The sequence below is a fragment of the Enterocloster lavalensis genome (genome assembly GCF_046603895.1).
GTDB lineage: Bacteria > Bacillota > Clostridia > Lachnospirales > Lachnospiraceae > Enterocloster > Enterocloster lavalensis.
In genome coordinates this window covers 3,360,674-3,382,314 of sequence record NZ_CP176637.1, presented here as the reverse complement: position 1 = coordinate 3,382,314, position 21,641 = coordinate 3,360,674, and the positions used below count along the sequence as shown (strand labels likewise).

General features: G+C 54.7%; 16 protein-coding genes. 4 read left to right on the top strand and 12 right to left on the bottom strand.

What is annotated here, in order from left to right; genetic code table 11:
• Nucleotides 1-3: 3 nt before the first annotated feature.
• A complete protein-coding gene (locus tag ACK2JC_RS15120) occupies nucleotides 4-1,614 on the bottom strand; it encodes an ABC transporter substrate-binding protein (protein ID WP_320937522.1) in 1,611 nt (536 codons plus the stop codon).
• Between the two features lie 98 nt (nucleotides 1,615-1,712).
• Nucleotides 1,713-2,390, bottom strand: coding sequence for an SGNH/GDSL hydrolase family protein (locus tag ACK2JC_RS15115; protein ID WP_320937523.1), 678 nt, complete (start codon nucleotides 2,388-2,390; stop codon nucleotides 1,713-1,715).
• A 184-nt stretch (nucleotides 2,391-2,574) separates the two neighbouring features.
• Between ACK2JC_RS15115 and ACK2JC_RS15110 the strand changes: the two genes are divergently transcribed.
• The gene (locus ACK2JC_RS15110; RefSeq protein WP_118754367.1) at nucleotides 2,575-3,558 is read left to right on the top strand and encodes a LysR family transcriptional regulator; all 984 of its coding nucleotides are present in this window, start codon (nucleotides 2,575-2,577) and stop codon (nucleotides 3,556-3,558) included.
• A 143-nt stretch (nucleotides 3,559-3,701) separates the two neighbouring features.
• Here ACK2JC_RS15110 and ACK2JC_RS15105 read toward each other — a convergent pair whose 3' ends face one another.
• The 4 genes from ACK2JC_RS15105 to ACK2JC_RS15090 form a co-directional block, all read right to left on the bottom strand.
• Nucleotides 3,702-4,988, bottom strand: coding sequence for an HD-GYP domain-containing protein (locus ACK2JC_RS15105; RefSeq protein ID WP_320937524.1), 1,287 nt, complete (start codon nucleotides 4,986-4,988; stop codon nucleotides 3,702-3,704).
• 248 nt (nucleotides 4,989-5,236) lie between these two features.
• Nucleotides 5,237-5,524, bottom strand: a complete 288-nt coding sequence (gene spoVG / locus ACK2JC_RS15100) for a septation regulator SpoVG (RefSeq protein ID WP_007707005.1) — start codon at nucleotides 5,522-5,524, stop codon at nucleotides 5,237-5,239.
• An 86-nt stretch (nucleotides 5,525-5,610) separates the two neighbouring features.
• Nucleotides 5,611-6,732: a glucose-1-phosphate adenylyltransferase subunit GlgD gene (gene glgD, locus ACK2JC_RS15095; RefSeq protein WP_007707004.1), complete on the bottom strand. Its 1,122-nt coding sequence runs from the start codon at nucleotides 6,730-6,732 to the stop codon at nucleotides 5,611-5,613.
• On the bottom strand, nucleotides 6,729-8,003 hold the full coding sequence (locus tag ACK2JC_RS15090; RefSeq protein WP_092365672.1) for a glucose-1-phosphate adenylyltransferase: 1,275 nt from the start codon (nucleotides 8,001-8,003) through the stop codon (nucleotides 6,729-6,731). Before ACK2JC_RS15090 ends, glgD begins: the two co-directional genes overlap by 4 nt.
• Nucleotides 8,004-8,362: 359 nt before the next feature.
• Between ACK2JC_RS15090 and asnS the strand changes: the two genes are divergently transcribed.
• The 3 genes from asnS to ACK2JC_RS15075 are packed head-to-tail and all read left to right on the top strand — an operon-like array spanning nucleotide 8,363 to nucleotide 12,708.
• Entirely contained in the window at nucleotides 8,363-9,754 is a 1,392-nt protein-coding gene (gene asnS / locus ACK2JC_RS15085; protein WP_320937525.1) for an asparagine--tRNA ligase, read from the top strand.
• A 24-nt stretch (nucleotides 9,755-9,778) separates the two neighbouring features.
• On the top strand, nucleotides 9,779-10,849 hold the full coding sequence (locus ACK2JC_RS15080) for an exonuclease SbcCD subunit D (protein ID WP_007706990.1): 1,071 nt from the start codon (nucleotides 9,779-9,781) through the stop codon (nucleotides 10,847-10,849).
• A 5-nt stretch (nucleotides 10,850-10,854) separates the two neighbouring features.
• On the top strand, nucleotides 10,855-12,708 hold the full coding sequence (locus ACK2JC_RS15075) for an ATP-binding protein (RefSeq protein WP_320937526.1): 1,854 nt from the start codon (nucleotides 10,855-10,857) through the stop codon (nucleotides 12,706-12,708).
• Here the strand turns inward: ACK2JC_RS15075 and ACK2JC_RS15070 are convergent.
• The 6 genes from ACK2JC_RS15070 to ACK2JC_RS15045 all read right to left on the bottom strand — a co-directional run bounded on the left by ACK2JC_RS15070 (nucleotide 12,698) and on the right by ACK2JC_RS15045 (nucleotide 21,641).
• Nucleotides 12,698-13,570, bottom strand: coding sequence for a hypothetical protein (locus ACK2JC_RS15070; RefSeq protein ID WP_320937527.1), 873 nt, complete (start codon nucleotides 13,568-13,570; stop codon nucleotides 12,698-12,700). The two genes, ACK2JC_RS15075 and ACK2JC_RS15070, sit on opposite strands and share 11 nt — an antisense overlap.
• A 3-nt stretch (nucleotides 13,571-13,573) precedes the next feature.
• Nucleotides 13,574-15,160, bottom strand: coding sequence for a hypothetical protein (locus ACK2JC_RS15065; RefSeq protein WP_320937528.1), 1,587 nt, complete (start codon nucleotides 15,158-15,160; stop codon nucleotides 13,574-13,576).
• 277 nt (nucleotides 15,161-15,437) lie between these two features.
• Nucleotides 15,438-16,523, bottom strand: a complete 1,086-nt coding sequence (locus tag ACK2JC_RS15060) for a hypothetical protein (protein WP_368271142.1) — start codon at nucleotides 16,521-16,523, stop codon at nucleotides 15,438-15,440.
• A gap of 226 nt (nucleotides 16,524-16,749) precedes the next feature.
• The gene (locus tag ACK2JC_RS15055; RefSeq protein ID WP_320937530.1) at nucleotides 16,750-18,267 is read right to left on the bottom strand and encodes a response regulator; all 1,518 of its coding nucleotides are present in this window, start codon (nucleotides 18,265-18,267) and stop codon (nucleotides 16,750-16,752) included.
• A 13-nt stretch (nucleotides 18,268-18,280) separates the two neighbouring features.
• Nucleotides 18,281-20,062 (bottom strand): sensor histidine kinase, encoded by a 1,782-nt coding sequence (locus ACK2JC_RS15050; protein WP_320937531.1) that lies wholly within the window; start codon nucleotides 20,060-20,062, stop codon nucleotides 18,281-18,283.
• A gap of 106 nt (nucleotides 20,063-20,168) precedes the next feature.
• Complete coding sequence (locus tag ACK2JC_RS15045) at nucleotides 20,169-21,641, bottom strand: sulfatase (protein WP_320937532.1); 1,473 nt, start codon at nucleotides 21,639-21,641, stop codon at nucleotides 20,169-20,171.

The following is a 21,641-nucleotide window of genomic DNA, read 5'->3' as shown; positions in this document are numbered from 1 at the left end:
TTATCAGTCAACCCAGATATTCCAGTAAAATTTCTGAACCGTATCAAAGGTATTGTGGACGGTTTTCCGCTTCACTTCCACCACGCGGCGCTCGCCGAAGGTGATGATCGGGAGGTCCTCGTAGAGCACCTTGCACATCTCTTCCCAATACTCATAGCGCTTGTTGAAATCGGACTCCGCGTTCATTTTCGCCATCAGCTCATCCTTTTTCTCGGACTTGTAGAATCCGGCCCATCCGTCCTCAAAAAACGCGATCTGAGTGGGGTCCACCTTCTCGCTGAGCCCGGAGCTGAACATGTCAAACTTGTCGGGATCCATGCGGTAGTCCTTCAGGGTGGCGTTGTCGTACACCTGGATATCGATGACGATTCCTGCCGGTTTTACCATATCCGATAAGGCCAGAGCGGTCTTGTACATGTAAGCGTTGTCCTTGGTGGTGATAAACACCAGCGGGCTTCCGTCGTAGGAAGACTTGGAGAGATAATCCTTCGCCTTCTCAATATCCGGAGCGTTGTACTTGCCCAGGCTCTCCTCGCAGAACCATTTGCTCTTGGTGCTGACCACGGTGGGGTTCAGGTAGTAGAGGTCCGCGGAACCCTGGGCCGCCAGCATCAGGGAATCCATATCCAGGCAGGCTAAAATGGCGTTTCTCAGGTTGACGTCCGCGCACTGTCCTTTTTCGTAGTTGAATACCAGGCCGCAGTAGATGGACAGGTCCTTGATCTCGATGTCCAGGTTGGGGTCCGCCTCCAGGGTGGCTCTCATGTTGTCCGGCACGCCGAAGGCGATGTCGTACTCGTCGGTCTGCACGCCGGAAATGCGGGCGTTGATGTCCGGTGCAGAGTAGAAATACAGGGTGTCCACGTAGCCGTGGCGGGTCTCCGCCATTCCGGTCTCATCGGATTCCAGGGGCTTGTAGTCCTGATACTTCTCCATCTTGATATAACGGTCCGCCAGATGCTCCACGAACTTATAGGGGCCGGTTCCGATCAGGTCCGCGTCCGCAATCTTGCTGTCCGGGTATTTCTCGCAGAGCTCCTTTGGCATCACGTACAGGCCTCTGTCCCAGCCGGACATCATGGTCGTGGCAAGGGGAGCGGGGTCCTTGAAGGTGAATACCAGGGTCTCGCCCTCCACCTTCATGCTCTCCATCAAATCGCCCACATAGGTTCTGGCCATCTTCACGTTGTTCAGCCAGCGGTTTGCGGAAGCCTCAACGTCCGCGATCTCACAGGGGCTGCCGTCGTGGAAGGTCACGCCCTCGCGGACCTTCAGAATCACCTGATTGTCCTTCTCCTCAAAGGTACAGACCTGGGGACAGATCTCCCCTGCAATGTTGTTGCACAGCGCCGTCTCGAAAATGTGGGCCGCGGGAATCTGGCCGGGCTCCGAATCCTCCAGAAGCGGGTCCATGGAAGCCGGGTCGTTGTTCAGCGTCACGCGCAGCTGGCCCCCGTATTTCGGTTCTCCTGTGGCGGGCTCTTCCTTCTGATCCGCCGGGGTTTCCGCCTGGCCCGCAGCCTGGGCGCTCTCCGCCGCCTGAGTGCTTCCGGCCGCCTGGGACGCGGGCGTCTGCCCTCCTCCTGAACATGCCGTCAATGCCAGCATGATCATCGCGGTCGCTCCTGCCAGTAATTGGTTTGCTCGTCTTTTCATCATCGCTCTTCGTGGCGCACCTTGGCGCGCCACACCCCTCCTCTCTCTTTGCTTTGTCAATTTTCCACCATGCGCACAATCTGTTCGAAAATCAGATGGTGAACCAGATCCGGCGGATGAAGCCCGTCCCTGATTCCGTTCCCCTCCATCATCATTTCCTCCACCGTGGTCCCCTGCTCCCTGTAGTACGAGAGCAGCAGCTTGTAGTGGCTTAAAAATGGAACATACCTGCTCGCGGCCGCTTCCCCCAGAATCCGGTCCACCTCCGCCATCCGGAAAAACAGATCGGACCGGCTCTCATGCGCCTCTGCCGGCGGCGGATAGGACATGAGAAGCACCGATTTATTCTTTCGGTTGAAGTAGTCCAGCAGATATTTCACATTCTCTTTCAAACGTTTCTGACCGTCCTCCAGCCTGCGGTCGTTGGAGCCGATCATCAGGAGCACCAGGCGGTCCTTCTCCTCCGCGAACTGCCGGATATTCTCCCGCAGCTGCGTGGAGTCCAGCCCGCTGCATGATCGGTTCACCACCCGGCTGGCCGGGTAAAGCCCCCTGACATACGCGCCAAACAGGGACGCCCAGCACTTTTTGCCCAGTTGTTCCTTGTGGTCCCTTCCCCCCACGGTGAGGATCACCGGCCCTGAGCGGTCGTCGTCGGAGCTTCCGCTGCCGGCCGCAACCCCGTCTCCGATTATCTTCACCTGAATCCCGCTTTGAAGAAGCTCTCTGTACATCCGGTTTCCCCCTTTCCGCCGGAAGAAGTGTATTGTGTATTTTTTCTCACTATGCTATATTGATATCATTCATTATAGTTAATTTAGACAAAAGAGTCTAATATCTTTTAGAACCGGAATTCTATAACTTAATTTCATAGACGCCGTTCCCTTCCGCAGAATTGTAAAATGGAGGAATTTTAACATGGATTTTGTTCGGTTTGAATACCTGATCGCCCTGGACGAGTGCAAGAGCTTTTCCAGAGCGGCAGAGAAATGTTTTATATCCCAGCCCGCCCTCACAAAGAGTATCAACAAGCTGGAAGAGTCCCTTGGCGTGCGGCTCTTCGACCGCTCCAAGAACCCCATCGCCCTCACCTACGCGGGCGAGCATTACCTGAGAGGCGTGCGCAACATCATGGCCATGAAGACCCAGCTGGACCTGGAGATGGCGGAGATCGCCGGCAACCGCAAGGAGCACCTGGCGGTGGGAATCCCCGAGAGCCGCGGGCAGAAATGGCTGGGGCAGATTCTGCCCCTGTACGCGGAGGCTTACCCGGACGTGGACATCCAGATTTTTGAGTCCACCAGCCAGGGCCTTGAAGAAGCGCTGATTGAGGGAAAGATCGACCTGATCATCGTCTCCACCCTCCCAATCCTGACCCCAGGCATCGACTACGAAGCCCTGGCCTCGGAATCCCTGCTGTTCGTGCTGCCCCCGGCCCACGAAATCTTCGGCGACGTCATCCCGCCTGCCATGCGGGACACGGTCTACCACCTCCGGCCGGAGCAGCTGCGCCACACGCCCTTTATCTCGCCGCTGAAAACCCAGGGCCTGTACCGGGCGTCCCGCCAGATATTTGAAAAGCACGGCATGATGCCCCGTATCCTGCTGGAGACGGTCAACCCGGACACCGCCGCCTCCCTGGCCTCCGAGGGGTTGGGCTTCTCCCTGACCACCATGAACCTGAGCAATTTCCACGCATTTCCCACGGTTCCCCTGTTGGGCACCCTGGACGTGCCTCCCTTCGAGCGGACCCTGATCGCCTCCTGGAGGCGTGGCAAGCCCCTGTCCTTCCCAGCCCGCAAGCTGATCGACCTCACCCGGGAGTGTATGCGCAACCACCCGGAGCTGGACTATACCGCCTTCCGGTTCTGTCGGCCGGAGGAGGTGGAAAAGCTTATATAAACCAGCCTTCCGCAATCGCATGTGGACTACGCCGGCGGACTGTTGCCTTCAAACATTCACACGCGGACTTCCCCCGCAGCCCATTGCATCCAAAAAGCGCTGCCTCCTCCGGCAGCGCTCATTTTACATTTTTTTACATATTTTCATTCACGCGGCAGCACCCAATCCCTGACCCTCTTCCCGGACATCTCCCGGAATTCCTCCTGAATCCTCCGGTACTTCTCAATCAGCGGCAGGCACTCCTGCCGGGTCCGCCCCATCACCAGGTCGTAATGCTCCAAAAACACGTCCACGATCTCCCCGTCGATCAATCCCTGGCCCTTCATGTCCTCCAGGATACGGATCACCCGCTCTTTGGGGTAGGCCTCCTTGTAACTTCTGGTTCCGCATAATGCGCTGACGATGTCCGCCACCGCCACCAGGCGCTCACCCACAGTGAGGTCCGCCGCTCCAAGGCCCCTGGGATAGCCCGATCCGTCCAGCTTTTCGTGGTGGCGAAGCGCGATCCTGGCCACGGTCTCATCCACCTCGCCGCCGAAAATGGCCTCCGTCATGTCCACGTGGGTGCGCATCACGGTCATGGCCTGAGGACTCAGCCTGCCCGGATACTCCAGAATCTCCACCGGCACCCCGATCTTCCCCGCGTCGTGGAGAATTGCGCCGCAGGCGATCTGATGCCGGTACGTCTCGTCCAGCCCCATCAGGCAGGCGATCTCCCAGCTGACGCAGGTGGTGGTGATCGTGTGGGTCACCGTATGGCGGCTGCGGAAATCGATGGTGTACACCAGCATCATCATGCAGTCGTTGATCTCCTGAGCGCTGTAGGGCCGGTTCATCACCTGCTTCCAGCCGCCCTCATAATCCCACGAAAGCTCCTCCTTTGTCACCGAAAAACCCGGATCCAGCACCAGATCCGCCAGCTCCGGTTGGAACAGATAGCCCTTCAGGCTTTTAATCCGCTCCACACATCCGTCCCAGCCGCATCTCTCATAAAACGCTCCGATGTCGATCCGGTCCGCCAGAAAAATGATCTGGGCGATTTCCTTCTGGCGTTCGCTCATCCCCTCCACCCGTTCCAGCGTGCGCCAGGGCGTGTGATGGTGGAGAATGCAGGGCGCCATATCCGCAAACGGAGAAAAATACCGGATAAACAGATACCCGTAGATGGCGTGGTTCTCCGCGTTCTCCGTCTCAAACTGGACCAGTCTGGATATCTCATTCGTTTTGTACGCCCCCACGTCGTGCAGCAGCGCCAGAAAACAGATGTCGCGGATCTCCCGCGGCCCGTATCCGCCTTTCGCCATCAGTATTTTCCACACGATTCCGGCCACCCGGTATCCGTGGTCCATGAGCCGTGGATCCACATAATTGCAGGCCCGCCTCATAATCCCCAAAAGATTCTCCGTATCAATATACGCCCGATCGCTCACCCTTCACCTCCGCTGCCGTCAAATCATGTCTTGCCCGGCAGATTCCATATCTCGGTTATATTTTACTTGATTCCATCAAACGTTGCAATCAATTTATAATTAATTTCCCGTTACCGCGGCGTTATCCGCGCAGCAATCACCCGCAGGCTGCGCCAACGGCCCATTGCATTAAAAAACGGGAGCAGCGCTGCGGCCCTTCCGGCCGTCTGCCTGCTCCCGTTTGTTTTCTGTTATGGATTGTTATGCCCTCATGCCAGCGCTTCCGCCGCCATCTCATTCTCCAGCAGAGTGGTCTCATATTTATTCAGAATAATACTCTGAATCATGTCCCGGGTGCCGGAATTGATGGGATGCGCGATATCGCGGTACTCGCCGTCCGCCGCCTTGCGGCTGGGCATAGCGATAAATAAACCCTTTTCCCCCTCAATCACCTTGATGTCGTGAATGACAAACTCGTTGTCAAGCGTGATGGAAACGATGGCTTTCATCTTCCCATCCTTTTCAACGCGTCTCACTCTTACGTCTGTAACCTGCATGTTTTTATACCCCTTCCGTCTTTTCCTTCGTCGCCGCTTTCCCCGGCCAGTCCGGCCGGGGCATGCCTACGCGGACCAGTGCGGCTTTATAACGTATATCTCTCGTTCTTCTCCACAACGATTTTGATATTTTCGGGTGTTCCGATATGCGTCGTATTGGCCCGGATGGTATCGCGGCTCTCCACGATACAGTTTTCAATCACCGTATTATCGCCGATATAAACATCGTTCAGAATGATGGAATTCTTGATAATACAGTTGTTGCCCACATATGCCTTCTTAAACAGAATGGAGTTCTCCACCGTGCCGTTTAAGATACAGCCGCTGGAAATCAGGCTGTTGCGGACAACTGCGCCCGGATTGTACTTCGCAGGGGGCAGGTCGTCGATTTTGGTGTAAATGTCGGGATACTGCTTGAAGAAGTATTCCCGGACCTCAGGCTTCAGGAAATCCATGTTGGTCTTATAGTAGGAATCCACGGAAGCGATATTGCTCCAGTAGCCGTTCAGCTTGTAAGCATAAATGCGCTTTAAGTTCTTGTAGCGCACTAAAATGTCGTTGACCAGATCATAGCGGTCCTCAGCCGCGCAGCGCTCCAAAAGCTCGATCAGCTGGCGTCTGCGGATCACGTAGATCCCGCAGGAAATGGTGGTGGCGTCGGAAGCCATGGGCTTCTCCTCGAAGTCGGTGATCCGTCCGTCGTCGTTGAGCTTCACGCAGCCGAAACGGGTCACGTCCGTGCCGGGCTCCATGTCCTTGCAGACCACGGTGATGTCGGCCTTCTTCTCGATGTGATACTCCAGCACCTTGTTGTAATCCAGCTTGTAAACGCCGTCGCCCGCCGCAATCACCACATAGGGCTCGTGGCTGTTCTTTAAAAACGTAAGGTTCTGGTATAATGCATCCGCGGTTCCACGGTACCAGTCTCCGTTCTCCGGAGTAATGGACGGGGTGAACACGTAAAGTCCGCCCTGTTTACGTCCGAAATCCCACCACTTGGAGGAACTCAGATGAAGATTCAAGGATCTGGAATTGTACTGTGTGAACACGGCTACGTTCTGAATATGGCTGTTCGTCATGTTGCTCAGGGCGAAGTCGATGCTGCGGTAGCTTCCTGCAACCGGCATGGCAGCGACTGCTCTCTTGTTTGAGAGTTCCCTCATCCTCTTGCTGTTACCACCTGCTAAAACGATACCGATTGCTCTCATCTCGCGCCACCTGCCTTTATAATGTAATTTCCGCTTGCCAGTAATCCGTCAGGATAATCGCCTACGGTTGTCTCGCCTGCTATCGCTGTATTCTTGCCGACCTGCACGCCGTCCGGAATTACGGAATTCTCGCCGATGGTCACCAGGTCGAACTGATAAACCTTCTGATCGTATGTGCTGGGCGCGTACTCGCCCACGCCCGCCTTCACACCGGAACCGATATGTACGTTCTCCGCGATGATGGCCTTGTTAATCTCAGACCCCGCGCCGATCACGGTTCCCTGCATGACAATGGAGTCGCGCACCACAGCCCCTTTGCCGATGGTAACGCCTGCGCCGATGACGGAGTTGATCACGTCCCCGTGGATCTCCGTGCCCTCGCCGATGATGCTGCGCTCAATCTTCGCATTGCTGTCCACGTACTGAGGCGGAATCACATCACTCTTGGTGTAGATACGCCAGTATTCCTCGTACAGGTTGAACTCGGGAATAATGTCGATCAGCTCCATATTGGCTTCCCAATAAGAGCCAAGGGTCCCTACATCCTTCCAGTAGCCGTTGTACTCGTAGGCGAAAATGCGGTCGCCTCTGGCATGGCAGTAGGGGATGATATGTTTACCGAAGTCGCACCCGGGCTCGTCCTTCATCTTGATCAGGGACTCCTTGAGAACCTTCCAGCTGAAGATGTAGATACCCATGGAAGCCAGGTTGCTTCTGGGAACCGGCGGCTTCTCCTCGAATTCCGTAATGCGGTTGGACTCGTCCGTAATCAGGATGCCGAAACGGCTGGCCTCCTCAATCGGAACCGGCATAGCAGCAATGGTGATGTCAGCGTTGTTGGCCTTGTGATAATCCAACATAACTTCATAATCCATCTTGTAGATATGGTCACCGGACAAAATCAGAACGTAATCCGGATTATAATTCTCCATATACTCCAGATTTTGGTAGATCGCGTTCGCAGTTCCGGTGTACCAGTCGCTCCCCTTACTGCGCTCGTAGGGAGGCAGGACTGTTACGCCGCCCACATTGCGGTCCAAATCCCACGGGATCCCAATCCCGATATGGGTGTTCAAACGTAATGGCTGATACTGCGTCAATACGCCGACGGTGTCCACGCCGGAATTGATGCAGTTACTGAGCGGGAAATCGATAATCCGGTACTTCCCCCCAAAAGATACCGCCGGCTTAGCGACCTTCTGTGTCAACACGCCAAGACGACTTCCCTGTCCGCCAGCTAAAAGCATGGCAATCATTTCTTTCTTAATCACGTTATCACCTCTTGCTGTTAAAATTTTTGTAATTTTAATTATAACACAAACTTCATAAATAGTACACAAATATTTAAATTTTTTTCTCTTTTTTTAGTCATTTTTCCGACATTTATTACCGCATCTGCCATATTTTATAAAGACTCGCCATATCTTGTGTTAGCTTCCAATATTTACCACTATATGTTCCCCTCCCCTGTTCCCGCTGGAATTCCGGGGAAAGCATGTCCCCTCAAACGCCCGGAAATGCCGCAAAAACAGATTAACCTTGAAACATTATGGGAAATATCATATAATCACGTTATATATGTTTATGAGTTAAATAGTATGTATTATGCACGAAAAGGAGAATTTTTGCTATGAATCTGGTTACTGTAAAAGAATTGTATAAGACCCCTGAGGCATATCTCGACAAAGAGATAACCATCGGCGGTTGGATCCGCAGCCTGCGCGACTCCAAGGCCTTCGGTTTTATTGTTGTCAGCGACGGCTCCTACTTTGAGCCCCTGCAGGTCGTTTACCACGACAACCTGACAAACTTCGCCGAGATCAACAAGCTGAACGTGGGCACCGCCGTGATCGTCACCGGTACCCTGGTTGCCACGCCCCAGGCCAAGCAGCCCTTTGAGATCCAGGCCACGGGTGTAGTGGTGGAAGGCACCTCCGCTCCGGATTATCCCCTGCAGAAAAAACGCCACTCCTTTGAGTACCTGCGCACCATCTCCCATCTGCGCCCCAGAACCAACACCTTCCAGGCCGTGTTCCGCGTGCGTTCCCTGATCGCCTACGCGATCCACCAGTATTTCCAGGACCGCGGCTTCGTTTACGTGCACACCCCGCTGATCACAGGCAGCGACTGCGAGGGCGCAGGCGAGATGTTCCAGGTGACCACCATGGACTTAAACGATATTCCAAAGACTGAGGACGGTAAGGTGGATTTCAGCCAGGACTTCTTCGGCAAGCCCACCAACCTGACGGTGAGCGGACAGCTGAACGTGGAGACCTACGCCATGGCCTTCCGCAACGTTTACACCTTCGGCCCCACCTTCCGCGCCGAGAACTCCAACACCCCGCGCCATGCGGCCGAATTCTGGATGATCGAACCGGAGATGGCCTTCGCGGACCTCGACGACAACATGCGTCTGGCCGAGGGGCTGTTAAAATACGTAATCCGCTACGTGCTGGAGAACGCGCCCACTGAGATGAACTTCTTCAACCAGTTCGTGGACAAGGGCCTCTTGGACCGTCTGAAAAACGTGCTGGAATCCGAGTTCGCCCACATCACCTACACCGACGCCGTGAAGATTTTAGAGGAGCACAACGACCAGTTCGACTACAAGGTATCCTGGGGCTGCGACCTTCAGACCGAGCATGAGCGCTACCTGACCGAGCAGGTATTCAAAAAACCCGTGTTCGTCACCGATTATCCCAAGGAGATCAAAGCCTTCTATATGAAGATGAACCCCGACAACAAAACCGTTGCGGCCGTGGACTGCCTGGTACCCGGCATCGGCGAGATCATCGGCGGCAGCCAGAGAGAGGACGACTACGACACCCTGGTGGCCAGAATGGACGAGCTGGGCTTAAAGAAGGAGGACTACGACTTCTACCTGGATCTGAGAAAATACGGTTCCAACCGCCACGCCGGCTTCGGCCTGGGCTTTGAGCGCTGCGTGATGTACCTGACCGGTATGACCAATATCCGCGACGTGATTCCGTTCCCGAGAACGGTTAACAACTGTGAGCTGTAAACATTTAGGAGGACACAATTCACCATGAAATTCATCCACACAGGGGATATCCACTGGGGCATGTGCCCGGACGCAGATAAGCCCTGGGGAAAAGAGCGCGCCCAGGCCATAAAAGACACCTTCCGAAAAATCGTAGAAAAAGCAAAAGAACTGGATGTGGACTGCATGTTCATTTCCGGAGACCTGTTCCACCGCCAGCCTTTGATGAAGGACTTAAAAGAGGTCAACTACCTGTTCTCTACCATTCCGGGTGTAAAGGTGATCCTGATTGCCGGCAACCACGACAAAATCCGTGGAAACTCCGCGCTCTTGAGCTTTACCTGGAGCCCCAACGTCACCTGGCTTATGGATGAAACTCTGACCTCCGTCTATTTTGAGGACATCAACACCGAAGTGTACGGCTTCAGCTACCACACCACCGAGATCAAGGAGGCGCGGCTGGAGGACATTCAGGTGCCCTTAAACAGCCGGATCCAGATCCTGATGGCCCACGGCGGCGACGCCGCCCACCTTCCCATCAACTTCAACAGCCTGGAGCTGTCTCCCTTCTCCTACATCGCCCTGGGGCATATCCATAAGCCCCGGGTGCTGGCGGAGAAGAAAATGGCCTACTGCGGCTCGCCCGAGCCCCTGGACATGACGGAGACCGGCCCCCACGGCTTTTACACCGGGGAAATCCACCCGGTGACCAAAAAAGTCACGAACCTGACCTTCGTTCCCATGGCCCAGATTCAGTACATACCGCTGGCCGTGAACGTGACTAAGGAAACCACCAATATGGAGCTGGCCTCCCGCATCGCCCAGGAGATCAAGGGCCGCGGTGAGCACAACATCTACCGGTTCCGCTTAAAGGGCATGCGGGACCCGGAGATCGACTTTGATTTGGAGCAGTTGGCCTCACACTACCGGATCTGCGAGATTCTGGACGACTCGGAGCCGCAGTACGACTTCTCCGCCCTGTTCGCGGAGCACCCCAGCGACATGATCGGTTTCTTTATCCAGGCCCTCCAGAAGGACAATATGAGTCCGGTGGAGAAAAAAGCCCTGCATTACGGGGTAAACGCGCTTTTGCACACCACCGACGAAAGGAGCTGACGGGAATGAAATTACTGAATCTACACATCAGCGGCTTCGGCAAATTTCAGGACCAGGACGTCTCCTTTGAGGATGGGCTGAATGTGGTATACGGAAAGAACGAAGCCGGAAAATCCACCCTGCACACCTTTATCCGTGGGATGCTCTTCGGAATCGAAAAGCAGCGGGGCCGGGCTTCAAAAAACGACCTCTACAACAAATACGAGCCTTGGGCCGGAAGCGGCACCTACGAGGGGTGGCTCAGGATCGAGAGCTCAGGGGAAATCTACCGCATCGAACGGCGGTTCCAGAAAAAGAGCAAGGACCTGACTATCGTCAACGAGACCCTGGGCCGGGAGGTGGAGCCCACCAAGGCCCTGCTGGACCAGCTGCGCTGCGGGCTGACGGAGACCGCCTACAACAACACCATCAGCATCGGCCAGCTCAAATGCGCCACGGACGGCGGCATGGTGGCCGAGCTGCGCAACTACATCGCCAACTTAAACACTTCCGGCAGCATCGCCCTCAATATCACCAAGGCCAGCGCCTATTTGAAAAACCAGCGCCGGGAGCTGGAAGCCCAGTTGATCCCCCAGGCGGCCTTAAGCTACACCACGCTGCTGGGCGAAATCCGCAAGCTGGAGCAGGAAATCTCCTCCCCGGCTTACGCCAACCAACTGATGAATTACCGCAGCCGCAAGACCAAGCTCAAACAGCAGCTGGAGGAGAAGCAGCAGGAGAAGGAAAATCTGCTGCAAAAGGCGGCCAGAGGCCGCCAGGTGCTGACCGGAAGCCAGTTTTCGGACCGGGATTCCATCACCGGATATATGGAGAGCACCCGCAAGCTCTACGCGGACTATCAGAACGCGGCCGCAGCCTGCAGCCGCAAGTCCCTGAAGGTCCGGGCCGTGCTGTCCCTGCTTCTGGCCGTGGTCTGCCTGGCCGGCGCCGGGCTTCTCACCCAGGTGCCGGAACTGATCCCACGCCTGCCCGTCTCCCTGCCCATCGCCATGGGCGGTCTTGGAAGTCTGGGTGTTGTATTTCTGGTGCTGTCCATCCTGCAGCTAAACCGCGGCAGACGCTACCGCAAGGAACTGGACGCCAGCACCCGGCTGTTACAGGAGATCTTTGCCAGACATTTGGGCGATTCCTCCGTGTCCCAGGAGGCTATGTCCGCCTTTGAGCTGCGCATGGGCGAATTTCTGCGCCTCTGCGGCGCCATCGACCAGTCGGAGGAAACTCTGCGGCACCTGACCGAGGAGATCGCCCGGCTTCAGCAGCAGGAGGAATCCTGCAGCGAGGAGATCGAACAGCAGCAGCGCGTTCAGTGGGAGCTGGAGAAGAAGCTGGAACACCTGGCCTCCTGCAAAAACCAGGCGGAAGCCCTGAAGCGGACCCTGGCAGAGAATGAGCGCGTGCAGGAAGAGCTGGACGCCATCGACCTGGCCATGGATACCATGACCACGCTGTCCACCTCCATCCGCGACTCCTTCGGCCTCTACTTAAATAAAACAGCCTCCGAATTGATCGGAGGCATTACCGGTAATATCTACAGCAGTATGAGCATCGACGAGAACCTGAACATCTTTATGAACACGCCCTCACGTCTGGTTCCCATCGAACAGGTCAGCAGCGGCACCATGGACCAGATCTATCTGGCCGTCCGCCTGGCCGCGGCCAAGCTGGTGCAGAATGGCCGCGACACCATGCCGCTGATCTTTGACGACAGCTTTGTGCTGTACGACGACGAGCGGCTGAAAACAGCGCTAAAATGGCTGGTGAGCGCCTATGACAGCCAGATTATCATTTTCACCTGCCACCAGCGGGAGGCGCAGCTTCTGACCGCCAACCAGATTCCCTACAACCTGATCACCATATAAGGGCGAGCCCCAGCACCACCAGTTCCGCCAGGCCGCAGCACAGGAGAGGCTTCTCCCAGCTGTGGGGCCTGGCTTTTCTGTTCCAGACATAGCGCAGGATCAGATTCACCGGGGCCATGGCCATTGTCAGGGCGCAGAGAAGGAGCGCCCCCCGCCATCCTGAAATCCAGGCGACCAGCATCTGCATCTGAGCCAGCGCCGCGCTGGACAGCGCGATGGAGGCCCACCGGTCCCAGAATACAAGGCGCTCCGGGCTTTGTTTCCCGCGGCGCAGCGTCCGGCGCATCTGGAGATGGGGCAGCGTCCGGTAAACCGTCATACACAGGAATACGGTCAACAGCGCGATGCCGTACACCGCCGCAAACAGCCCCGGGGCCGCTCCCCGTTCTATGCAGTACCGGTAACGGCTGTCCCACAGCACATAGCTGAGCATCAGCACGGTGAAGGCGCTCCAAAACAGGTCCATGAGAACATACCCGAGTTCCGCACCCGCGGTGATCTGCAACAGGCGTTTTTGCGTCTCCTGCCGGTCCTCCGGCGGTTCTGCCGGCCGTTCCCCGTCCCCGCTGTAAAAAACCGCAAGATTCATAAGCCCGCACTGAAATTTCCACCCCAGGTCCTCGAACTGCTGCCGGAACTGCGAGAATTCCGCAGAGCTGAGAACTGTTTTGTCCAGCTTTGCTTTATAAGGCCGGATGCAGAAGTGGCATTCCCGGCCTAAAATGTCCTCAAACATACCATTTCCCAGCCCCATATTCAGACGGCTGATCATTTTCCCCTCTCCTGCCTGCCGGGCGAACCACCACTCCACCCGTGGAAGGTCCATCCGGCTGCACGGAAATTCACGAGCCCGCTCACTCATTTGTCATTCCTCCATCAGAACCGGAAGCTCCAGCTCCAAATCCTCGACGTACTGCGGATTTTCCAGGCTGAATCTCACTTCCGTGTCCCCCTCGTCATAGAAAACCGTCAATCCCACCACCTGGGAAGAACGGTAGGATTTCTCCGTCCGCTCCACATTGGGCCGGACCTCCGTAATGTACGGTTCCGACGCCTGCTTGCGGCCCTGAAGATTGATCAGATGCCGGTCCGGATTGCGGTCCGTGACCTGCACCTCAATGTACACCACCGGCCGCATCACGTCCACGCCGTCGTCGATGGTATACAACTCCGGCTCATCCCCGCGCTCAATCTTCAAAAACCGGATCGTGCTGTCCTCAAACTCTATTTCCTGATCCAGCTGCTCCACATCCTGCGGTATGGCGAGCGTGATCTCGCCGGAGCGCTCCGGGGATGTGAGCAGAAGATCCCGCAGGGACAGCGTGTAGCTTCCGCCCTCCTGCGCCTCTGGCCCGGCAAAGGTCTGCTGCACGGTCATCCGGTATGGCGGGATGCCGGACAGCGGTTCATTCAGCCTGGTCTGGGCGGACACAATGGAGTGCCCGCAGCTCTCCGTGATCCCATCCCTGGTATAATCCAGCTTGCTGTCCAGAAAACTGTAGCGGTAGTCCTCCTCCCACTGGCCGGGCAGGATGAAATACTGCACCTCCACCTGACCGTTCCTCCCGCTCCCGGCAGTCCAGATCAGATAATCCCCTGCTTCCTGCATCCCGGGGATATCCAGAAGGGACTCGTATACCTGGGCCGGCTCCAGAGTAAAGCCGATGGCTTCCTGGAATCCAGGCACCCAAAGCTCGTAGGTTCCCTCCGGCTGTTCCGCCCGCAGCGGCTTTCCCTGCATCGCGTATTCGCCCACTGTCAACAGGTATCCGCTCTCCCCGGATTCCACATACTGCCGGGTGGAGCTGGACCGGTTGGGCGTGTAACCACCCTCCGCCACGCCGTCTCCAATCAAACGTACGGAAAGCGTACCGCCGCCGCCCGGATTCTCCGCCCGCAGGCGCTCCTCGTAAGCGCTGCGGCCGTAGAGCCCCTTATCCCGGTCGATTTCCACATAGCTGTCATCCGGCGCTGCGGTCCCGTCCTGGGCGGCCCCATCCCCGGCCTCCTTCTCCTGCACCGCCTTCACCTCCTCCGGCGTCAGCATGGTCACGGAACTGTCCTCGATCCTGAGACGGAAACGGAACTCTCCATTTATGTAAACTGCGGTCAACAATTCAGCCCGCACCTGGTTCTCCTCGACTGCCGGCCGCAGCCCATCCGGCAGTTCATACGCCTGCAAGTCGCCGGGGGCAGTGACGCCATAGTCTGAAATCAGTTGGTAGCCGTTCACCGGCTCACCCGCTTCCCCGGTTCCGGCCTGCGCCTGCTGTCCCGGCACGCCCTCCGGACTCTCCGGCGCAACAGGTTCCGCCTTAGCCGCGGTGGTCGTCTCCTCCACCTTCGTGGGGCCTTCTGCTCCGCTCTCCGCCCCTGCGCAGCCTCCGGCCAGCAGGGCGGCCGCAATCACCGCCGCGGCAGCTTTTATCTGGAATCTTCTGGTTTTTCTCATACGCTTCCCGCCTTTCCGCATTCACACATCATGTTCCATAGTTCCATATTATCAGATATGAGGCTGGTAATTTTTACTATTACCTTAATTCTTTATGACATTGATGGATGGGAGCTGGGGGGTGCAAAAGTCCGGCGGGAAACGGTATTTTGCCATCTCCGTACATTGCCGGGCGTGTTCCTGGGAGCGGAATGGGCCGCAGCGAGCGGAATACCCAGTGAAAAAAACGGACCTGCACCTCTGCACGTCCGTTCATCCGCCCTCAGGCGGTTCCTGTTTAACTGTTTTTACACATCTCAATGGCCTCTGAGATATTGGACGCCGTCCCCGACTGGATCAGACGTGACAGCTCGGAAAGCTTCTCCGGCTGCAGGAATTCCCGCCCCAGATACGGCCCGTAGGTGTCCGTGATTTGGATGCGCTGGGCCTTTATCTTTGCCTCCAGCTCACGCACCGCCTGCAGCGCCTCCTTGTGGCGGCCTTCGATCTCCTCTATGCGCGCCCGGTTATTGCCCGCAATCTCATCAGCAATGATGGTTTTCGTCACAGTCTCAAAGGCGTTAAGCGCCGACTTCTTCCGCTCCGTAATCTCCGACAGCTCCAGCTCCACCGCCGCGATCTCGTCGTCGTATTTCTTCAGGTCGTAGAGGTCCTCATTGCCATCCTTCTGGATGGTGTGGGTGATCACCCGGATCTTCTTTCCGTTGCTTCTGAGGGTGTTGCGGATGGCCCGTCCCTTCTTTAACACGTCATGGTGGCGCATCTTGGTGCGGTTACCCACCATCACATAGAGCCCGCCAAAGAGCACCACATCGATAAAGTAAATCGCCACCAGATACCAGATCTTCCGGGCCGGTATCAGGAAATACAACCCGCAGGGAATGGCCAGAAAGCAGACCAAAATGAAGGCCAGAAAGATCAGAATCTCCTTGAGCCCCCTGGGATAAAACAGCGCATAGTAGAAGGTGGAGTTGCACAGCCCCGGCACCCCGGCCTGCTGAAACATGGTCCGCATCTGCAGCTTCAGCTCCCGGTTGTGCTCCCGCAGCTCGCTGGTCTCGTCGGCGATGCGCTCCTTCATTCCGCGGTTCTTCTCCTTCTCCCGCTTGGCCCTGGCCTTTTTCAGGCGTTCCTGCCCTTTCCCGATCTCCTGATCATAATCGGAGCTGATCTCCTCCCGCCGCTTCCTGGTGGTCTGGCTGATATTGTCCGCCACGGCCTTTTTCGCCGCCTCCAGCTCCCGCTCCAGTCTTATCTCCTCTGCCGCCAGCTGATCATATGTGTTCTGGTCACAGTTCAGACTATCTACCGCCTCCCTGGCCTCCGCCAGAAATTTTCCATAATCTGTAATGGCCTGTCCCATGCCGTTTTCCTCCAGTATTGTTCCGAACATTTTGTAAAAAATCGTAACTGTTCAGTAGATCTGCGCACTTGCTGCGCTGACCGTATGAAAACCTAAGCTTGCTGGCAAAAATCCCATCGACGAAGTCGATTTTAAATGGATTTTTGCTCGTATCTGTGAAGGTACTGAACAGATACAAAAAATCTAACTATAGCTTACTACAAATGTGCGGTGTGGGCAAGGGCCCTCACCCATTTCGGAAATTATTCTTATAGTCAAACGGATTTTGCCCAAAATTTTTCTTGAATACCGTGGAAAAATAGCTCAGATTCGAATACCCAACCTGTTCCGCAACTTCGTAGACCTTTAAATTGGTAGTTTCCAGCAGGTGCAGCGCATGCTTTAATCTCAGGTTATTCAGGTATACAACGAACTTAACCCCCGTCTCCTCCTTGAACAGACGGCTCAGATACTCGGCGCTAAGTCCCACATGGGAGGCCACATCGGGCAATGCCAGGGATTCCGCAAAATGCTCCTCCATATAACGCACCGCATTCTGTATGGAAGCTGAATACCCCTGAGCTCCCACGCCCCCGTAACCGCATTGTTCAAATCCCCTCTGCATCACTCCGTCCAACTCATCCAGATTTTCCGCAGCTGACATCTCCAGACCCAACTTTGCCAGCTGCTCCTCCACACGGCTCACGTCGTCTTTTGTGAAATAATAAAGAGACGTGAGGAAGAACAGATACAGCTTTTTCAGATATTCAATATCCGTAATTTCCTCTGCCCGTGCCTCCGCCATCATCTCGTCCTTAATCTCAACCGCCCTGCGATAATTCTGATTCACCATCTCCTTGCTGAACAGAATTTTATACTTTTCTCCGCCTGTAAGCCGGTATTTTCCGGTACGGACCCCCGAAAAAATCGTTTCTCTGGGGTGGTAAAAGCTCAGCTGCACCCTGTCATAGGCCTGGCGCATGGCCACCCCCATTCTTCGCAGATCATTATAGATATCGCTGCAGCCAATCCGGCAGGGAACCTGATCCGCTACCCTCCGGCAATACTGATATAGGCCGGACATCTGACGGCTGCTTGAAACGCCCAGGTCGCGGCTTACATTTCCCAAAAGAATTGTATGTTTTAACTCCAGTGGCACTTTGATCACATGCTCCAGTCCCTCACCCTCCGGCAGCTCCAGCCGCAAGGGTCCATCTTCGTCCATCATAATATCCAGAGCCACAAACTCTCCCTTTACTAACGGAATCCTGTATTCCCGCAGCATGGCGTCGCTGACCTGAATGTCCTGCTTGCTCAGAACCAGAGATCGCAGATAGTAATTCCGGTTTGTAATATCCTCAAATTGCCGTTCTCTTCCATCTGCCATTTCCACCCGCGCCGCCTGACGGCCATTTGCCAGTACCTGGCGCAGGCTTTCCTCTGTAATCTCTATTTTTAATATATATTCGGAAGCCCCCAGCTTGATTGCCTGTCTGGCGTACTCAAAATCTTCATGGCTTGTCAATACCGCGGCATACACAGCCGGATTCAGATTACGGATCATTTTCAACATCTCCAGGCCATCCATCACAGGCATCCGGATATCTGTAATAATCACATCCGGATTCGTCTTTCGGAATATGGAATACCCTTCGGCACCGTTTGACGCGCTCCCAACCACATGATACCCTTCCATTTTATTGATGCAAAACTCAAGCCATTGCCGGATCGGCACCTCATCGTCCGCAACCAGTACATTTACCATCTTATCACCTTACCTAATCGACAGCCGGGATTGTAAGAATGATCTTTGTCCCCTTCCACTGGGCACTTTCAATATTCATTCCGTAATTCCCGCCAAAATTCAACTGTATCCGTTCCTTTACATTTACGATCCCAACATGAGTTTTTTCATTCATCTGCTCCCCGCGGTTGATTTTTTCGATAACTTCCGGCGCAATCCCCATACCATTATCCTCCACAGTCACCGCCACATCACCGCCCACAGGCCTGGCTGTAATAATGATCAGTCCTTCGCCCCTCCGAAACTCCACACCATGGAAAATGGCGTTTTCCAGCAACGGCTGAATCAACAGCTTCGGAATCTTTTTATCCTCCACCGCCTCATCGCATTCAAACACAACCTGAAAGCTATCATCATATCGGAAACGCTGAATCTCCACATACTGACGCAATACTTTAAACTCATCCCTGATTTTGACAAATTCATTCGGATTGGACAATGTGCTGCGCAGAAGTTGGATAAAGGATGCCAACATCTTGGAGGCCTCCCCATTTTTTTCCATATCGACCATACATTTTATGGAAAACAGCGTGTTATACATAAAGTGAGGATTGATTTGAGCCTGCAGAAAGCTCAACTCCATCTTCCGTTTTTGTTTTTCCTTCTGTTTGATGCTGTTCATCAGGCCGCGCATGCGCCGCAGCATCAGATTCAGGCGGTCGCTTAGAATATTAATCTCCGTATACCCCCGAATGTCGCATTCCTGATCCAGATTTTCCGCCTCTACCTGAAGCATAAATTCACAGAGCTGAGAAATGGGGCGTGTGGTCTTGTTCGCAAAATGGCAGGCGTAAACCGCGGCCGCCCCTATTGCCAGAAGCGCTATGGTCAGAATAACAATCCGGACCTGATAAATTGGCTCCATCAGAACCTTCAAAGGTATCTCTTCCAATATCGTAAAGCCGGAATTCTGGTCGAAATAGCGGGTGAACAGGATGTTCTCTCCCCTCATCTGCGTAAATGTATAGGGTTCATCCCCAAACAGGTGATCCAGATTTTTCATATTGAAGAATTCAAACCCGTTCAGCTTCCGATTGCTGCTGGAAATAATATTTCCGCCTCCGTCCACCACATATACGGTATTCCCGTTTCCATCCAGAAGCGAGACGTACAGATCGTAGATTTGGGATTCTTCTATATTAATCATCAGGTATGCCAGGGGCTTCCCGGAGCCGTCATTGATGGACCGCGCCGTGGAAAAATAGGCGGTCTGTCTCTCCTTGTCCTTGTAGCAGGCAATATCAATGGTCTCTCCCCGGGCAAAAAGCATCTTCTTGTACCAGATCTTGGTCTTGGGGCTCATGTATTCGCAGACCTCCCTTCTGGGAGTGTGCACCATGCAATAACCGCCGCCATTCTCCAGGGACAGCACCACCTGAAAACGCTGCCCGCTCTCATAAAAGGAGTTTTTATACTGGGCCGTAAGCCGGTCCATATACGCCTCAAATTCCGGCTGCAGTTGTTCCTGTTCCCCTGCCTCCATACGTTCCAGATAATTGTGCAGCGTACTGTCATAATAGTAAAGATTGGACAAGGTACAGGCATTTTCTTTGACCTGGCTTACGCGCTCCCCAACCTGGCGCAGAACGTCGGCCCGGTTGTTCCCAATCTCCGATACAAGCGTGCGCTCAAAAATTTTATAGCCGATAACCGACATGATCAAAGTCAGGATAAAGCCTGCCGAAAACAGCGTGAACAACAGGCGGAACTTCATACTGTTTTGATCGATCCGCCAGGACCACTTCCTATACTCCATCCTCCTGACCCCCTAAATTCCAATATCTTTTAGTATAACATAAGTAAAAATATAAAAACAGCCCCGGCAAATTTCTCCCCGCAGGGGATATGCCGGAGGCTCCGTATCAGTATTTTCCGATTCTCAGAGGCAGCGGATCTTCCGTTTCGATCATACGGTCCATCAATTTTTTCATCATGCGAACTTTTACATCCCTGTAAACCTCATCATTCCAAAGATTCTTAAACTCCTCCGGATCCCGGTTTCGGTCGTAAAGTTCGCCAAATTCCTCCCCCGCATAGCAGGTCAGCTTGTAATCGCGGCCGGTTAGCGTTTTCACGCTGAGCCCCCAGTCATAGCAGTTGAATTCCGTCATGGCATATTCTTTACCCGCGCCTTTATCCCCCCGCAGAATCGGTGCCATCGAACATCCCTGAACACCGTAAGGCGGGCGGACACCTGCGTACTCCAAAAGGGTGGGCATAATGTCCGTGTGCTCCGTTATCTGGCTGTAGCGCGAGCCCTGCGGAATCACACCCGGCCATTTTATAATCATCGGAGCTTTTATAATACAATCATAATGGAACGGACCTTTAAAGAGCAGGCCGTGATCTCCCAAAAGCTCACCGTGGTCATTGGTAAACATAATCAGTGTATCCTTTTCGATCCCACGCTGTTTCAGCGCTTCCAGCACTCTTCCGATATTGTCGTCCACCAGTGTAATCATACCATAATAGGCTGCCTTCACCTCTCCCCATTGGTGATCCGTCAGCTTCCGGTAATCATATTTTTCGTTGGAATAACCCCTGGCCGTTCTGGCCTTCAGAAAGTGTGGCGGCTTATCCAGCAGTTCTCCCTCCATCCCTACCGGCTTTGCCAGCGTATCCGGATCATACATACTGGCGTAGGGTTCCGGCGGATCAAAGGGGTGATGCGGGTCTACAAAGGAACAATATGCGAAGAACGGCCGATCCGGCTCCGATTCCCGGATCAGGTCGATCATCCGGTCGGCAATCCAGTGAGACTGGTGGCAAAGCGGGTCAATTTTACTGGGGTAGACCTGAGGTGGACCGCTTAAATCCTTATCCGCCGCTGAAGCCCGGTCCTCCCTGGCTTTACGCTCTCCCTGCAGCTTTACCTCCTCATAATCTCCGGGACTGACCTCCCTGAGCCATTTTAAATACTCTCCGGTTTTACAGTCGCAGGTGGTGTGGATAATATCAAACCCATAACAATCCCGGGGCCAGTCGTCCTGTTCGTCCTCCTTGGGCATAAACTGGGTGGTTATATGCATTTTTCCGATTGCTGCCGTTTGGTAACCATTTTCACGAAGCACTTCCGCCAGAGTGATCTCCGAATCCCTCAGTGGAATCCCGTTGTCACGGGTGCCGTGATTTTTGGGATACCGGCCGGTGAGCACTGTGCAGCGCGACGGGGAACAAACCGGATTCTGGACAAAATGATTGTCAAATGTACTGCCGTTCAGGGCAATACTGTCAATATTGGGCGTGTGAATCTGGTTATTTCCATAACAGCCCAGAGCATCAAAACGCAGCTGGTCGCACATAAACAAAATAATATTGGGTCGTCTGTCCGCCAT

Excerpts from the sequence above, each read along its gene's own strand:
- ACK2JC_RS15120 (WP_320937522.1), bottom strand. The coding sequence starts at position 1,614 with ATGATCATGCTGGCATTGACGGCATGTTCAGGAGGAGGGCAGACGCCC.
- ACK2JC_RS15115 (WP_320937523.1), bottom strand. The coding sequence starts at position 2,390 with ATGTACAGAGAGCTTCTTCAAAGCGGGATTCAGGTGAAGATAATCGGA.
- ACK2JC_RS15110 (WP_118754367.1), top strand. The coding sequence starts at position 2,575 with ATGGATTTTGTTCGGTTTGAATACCTGATCGCCCTGGACGAGTGCAAG.
- spoVG (WP_007707005.1), bottom strand. The coding sequence starts at position 5,524 with ATGCAGGTTACAGACGTAAGAGTGAGACGCGTTGAAAAGGATGGGAAG.
- glgD (WP_007707004.1), bottom strand. The coding sequence starts at position 6,732 with ATGAGAGCAATCGGTATCGTTTTAGCAGGTGGTAACAGCAAGAGGATG.
- asnS (WP_320937525.1), top strand. The coding sequence starts at position 8,363 with ATGAATCTGGTTACTGTAAAAGAATTGTATAAGACCCCTGAGGCATAT.
- ACK2JC_RS15080 (WP_007706990.1), top strand. The coding sequence starts at position 9,779 with ATGAAATTCATCCACACAGGGGATATCCACTGGGGCATGTGCCCGGAC.
- ACK2JC_RS15075 (WP_320937526.1), top strand. The coding sequence starts at position 10,855 with ATGAAATTACTGAATCTACACATCAGCGGCTTCGGCAAATTTCAGGAC.
- ACK2JC_RS15070 (WP_320937527.1), bottom strand. The coding sequence starts at position 13,570 with ATGAGTGAGCGGGCTCGTGAATTTCCGTGCAGCCGGATGGACCTTCCA.
- ACK2JC_RS15065 (WP_320937528.1), bottom strand. The coding sequence starts at position 15,160 with ATGAGAAAAACCAGAAGATTCCAGATAAAAGCTGCCGCGGCGGTGATT.
- ACK2JC_RS15060 (WP_368271142.1), bottom strand. The coding sequence starts at position 16,523 with ATGGGACAGGCCATTACAGATTATGGAAAATTTCTGGCGGAGGCCAGG.
- ACK2JC_RS15055 (WP_320937530.1), bottom strand. The coding sequence starts at position 18,267 with ATGGTAAATGTACTGGTTGCGGACGATGAGGTGCCGATCCGGCAATGG.
- ACK2JC_RS15050 (WP_320937531.1), bottom strand. The coding sequence starts at position 20,062 with ATGGAGTATAGGAAGTGGTCCTGGCGGATCGATCAAAACAGTATGAAG.
- ACK2JC_RS15045 (WP_320937532.1), bottom strand. The coding sequence starts at position 21,641 with ATGGCGGACAGACGACCCAATATTATTTTGTTTATGTGCGACCAGCTG.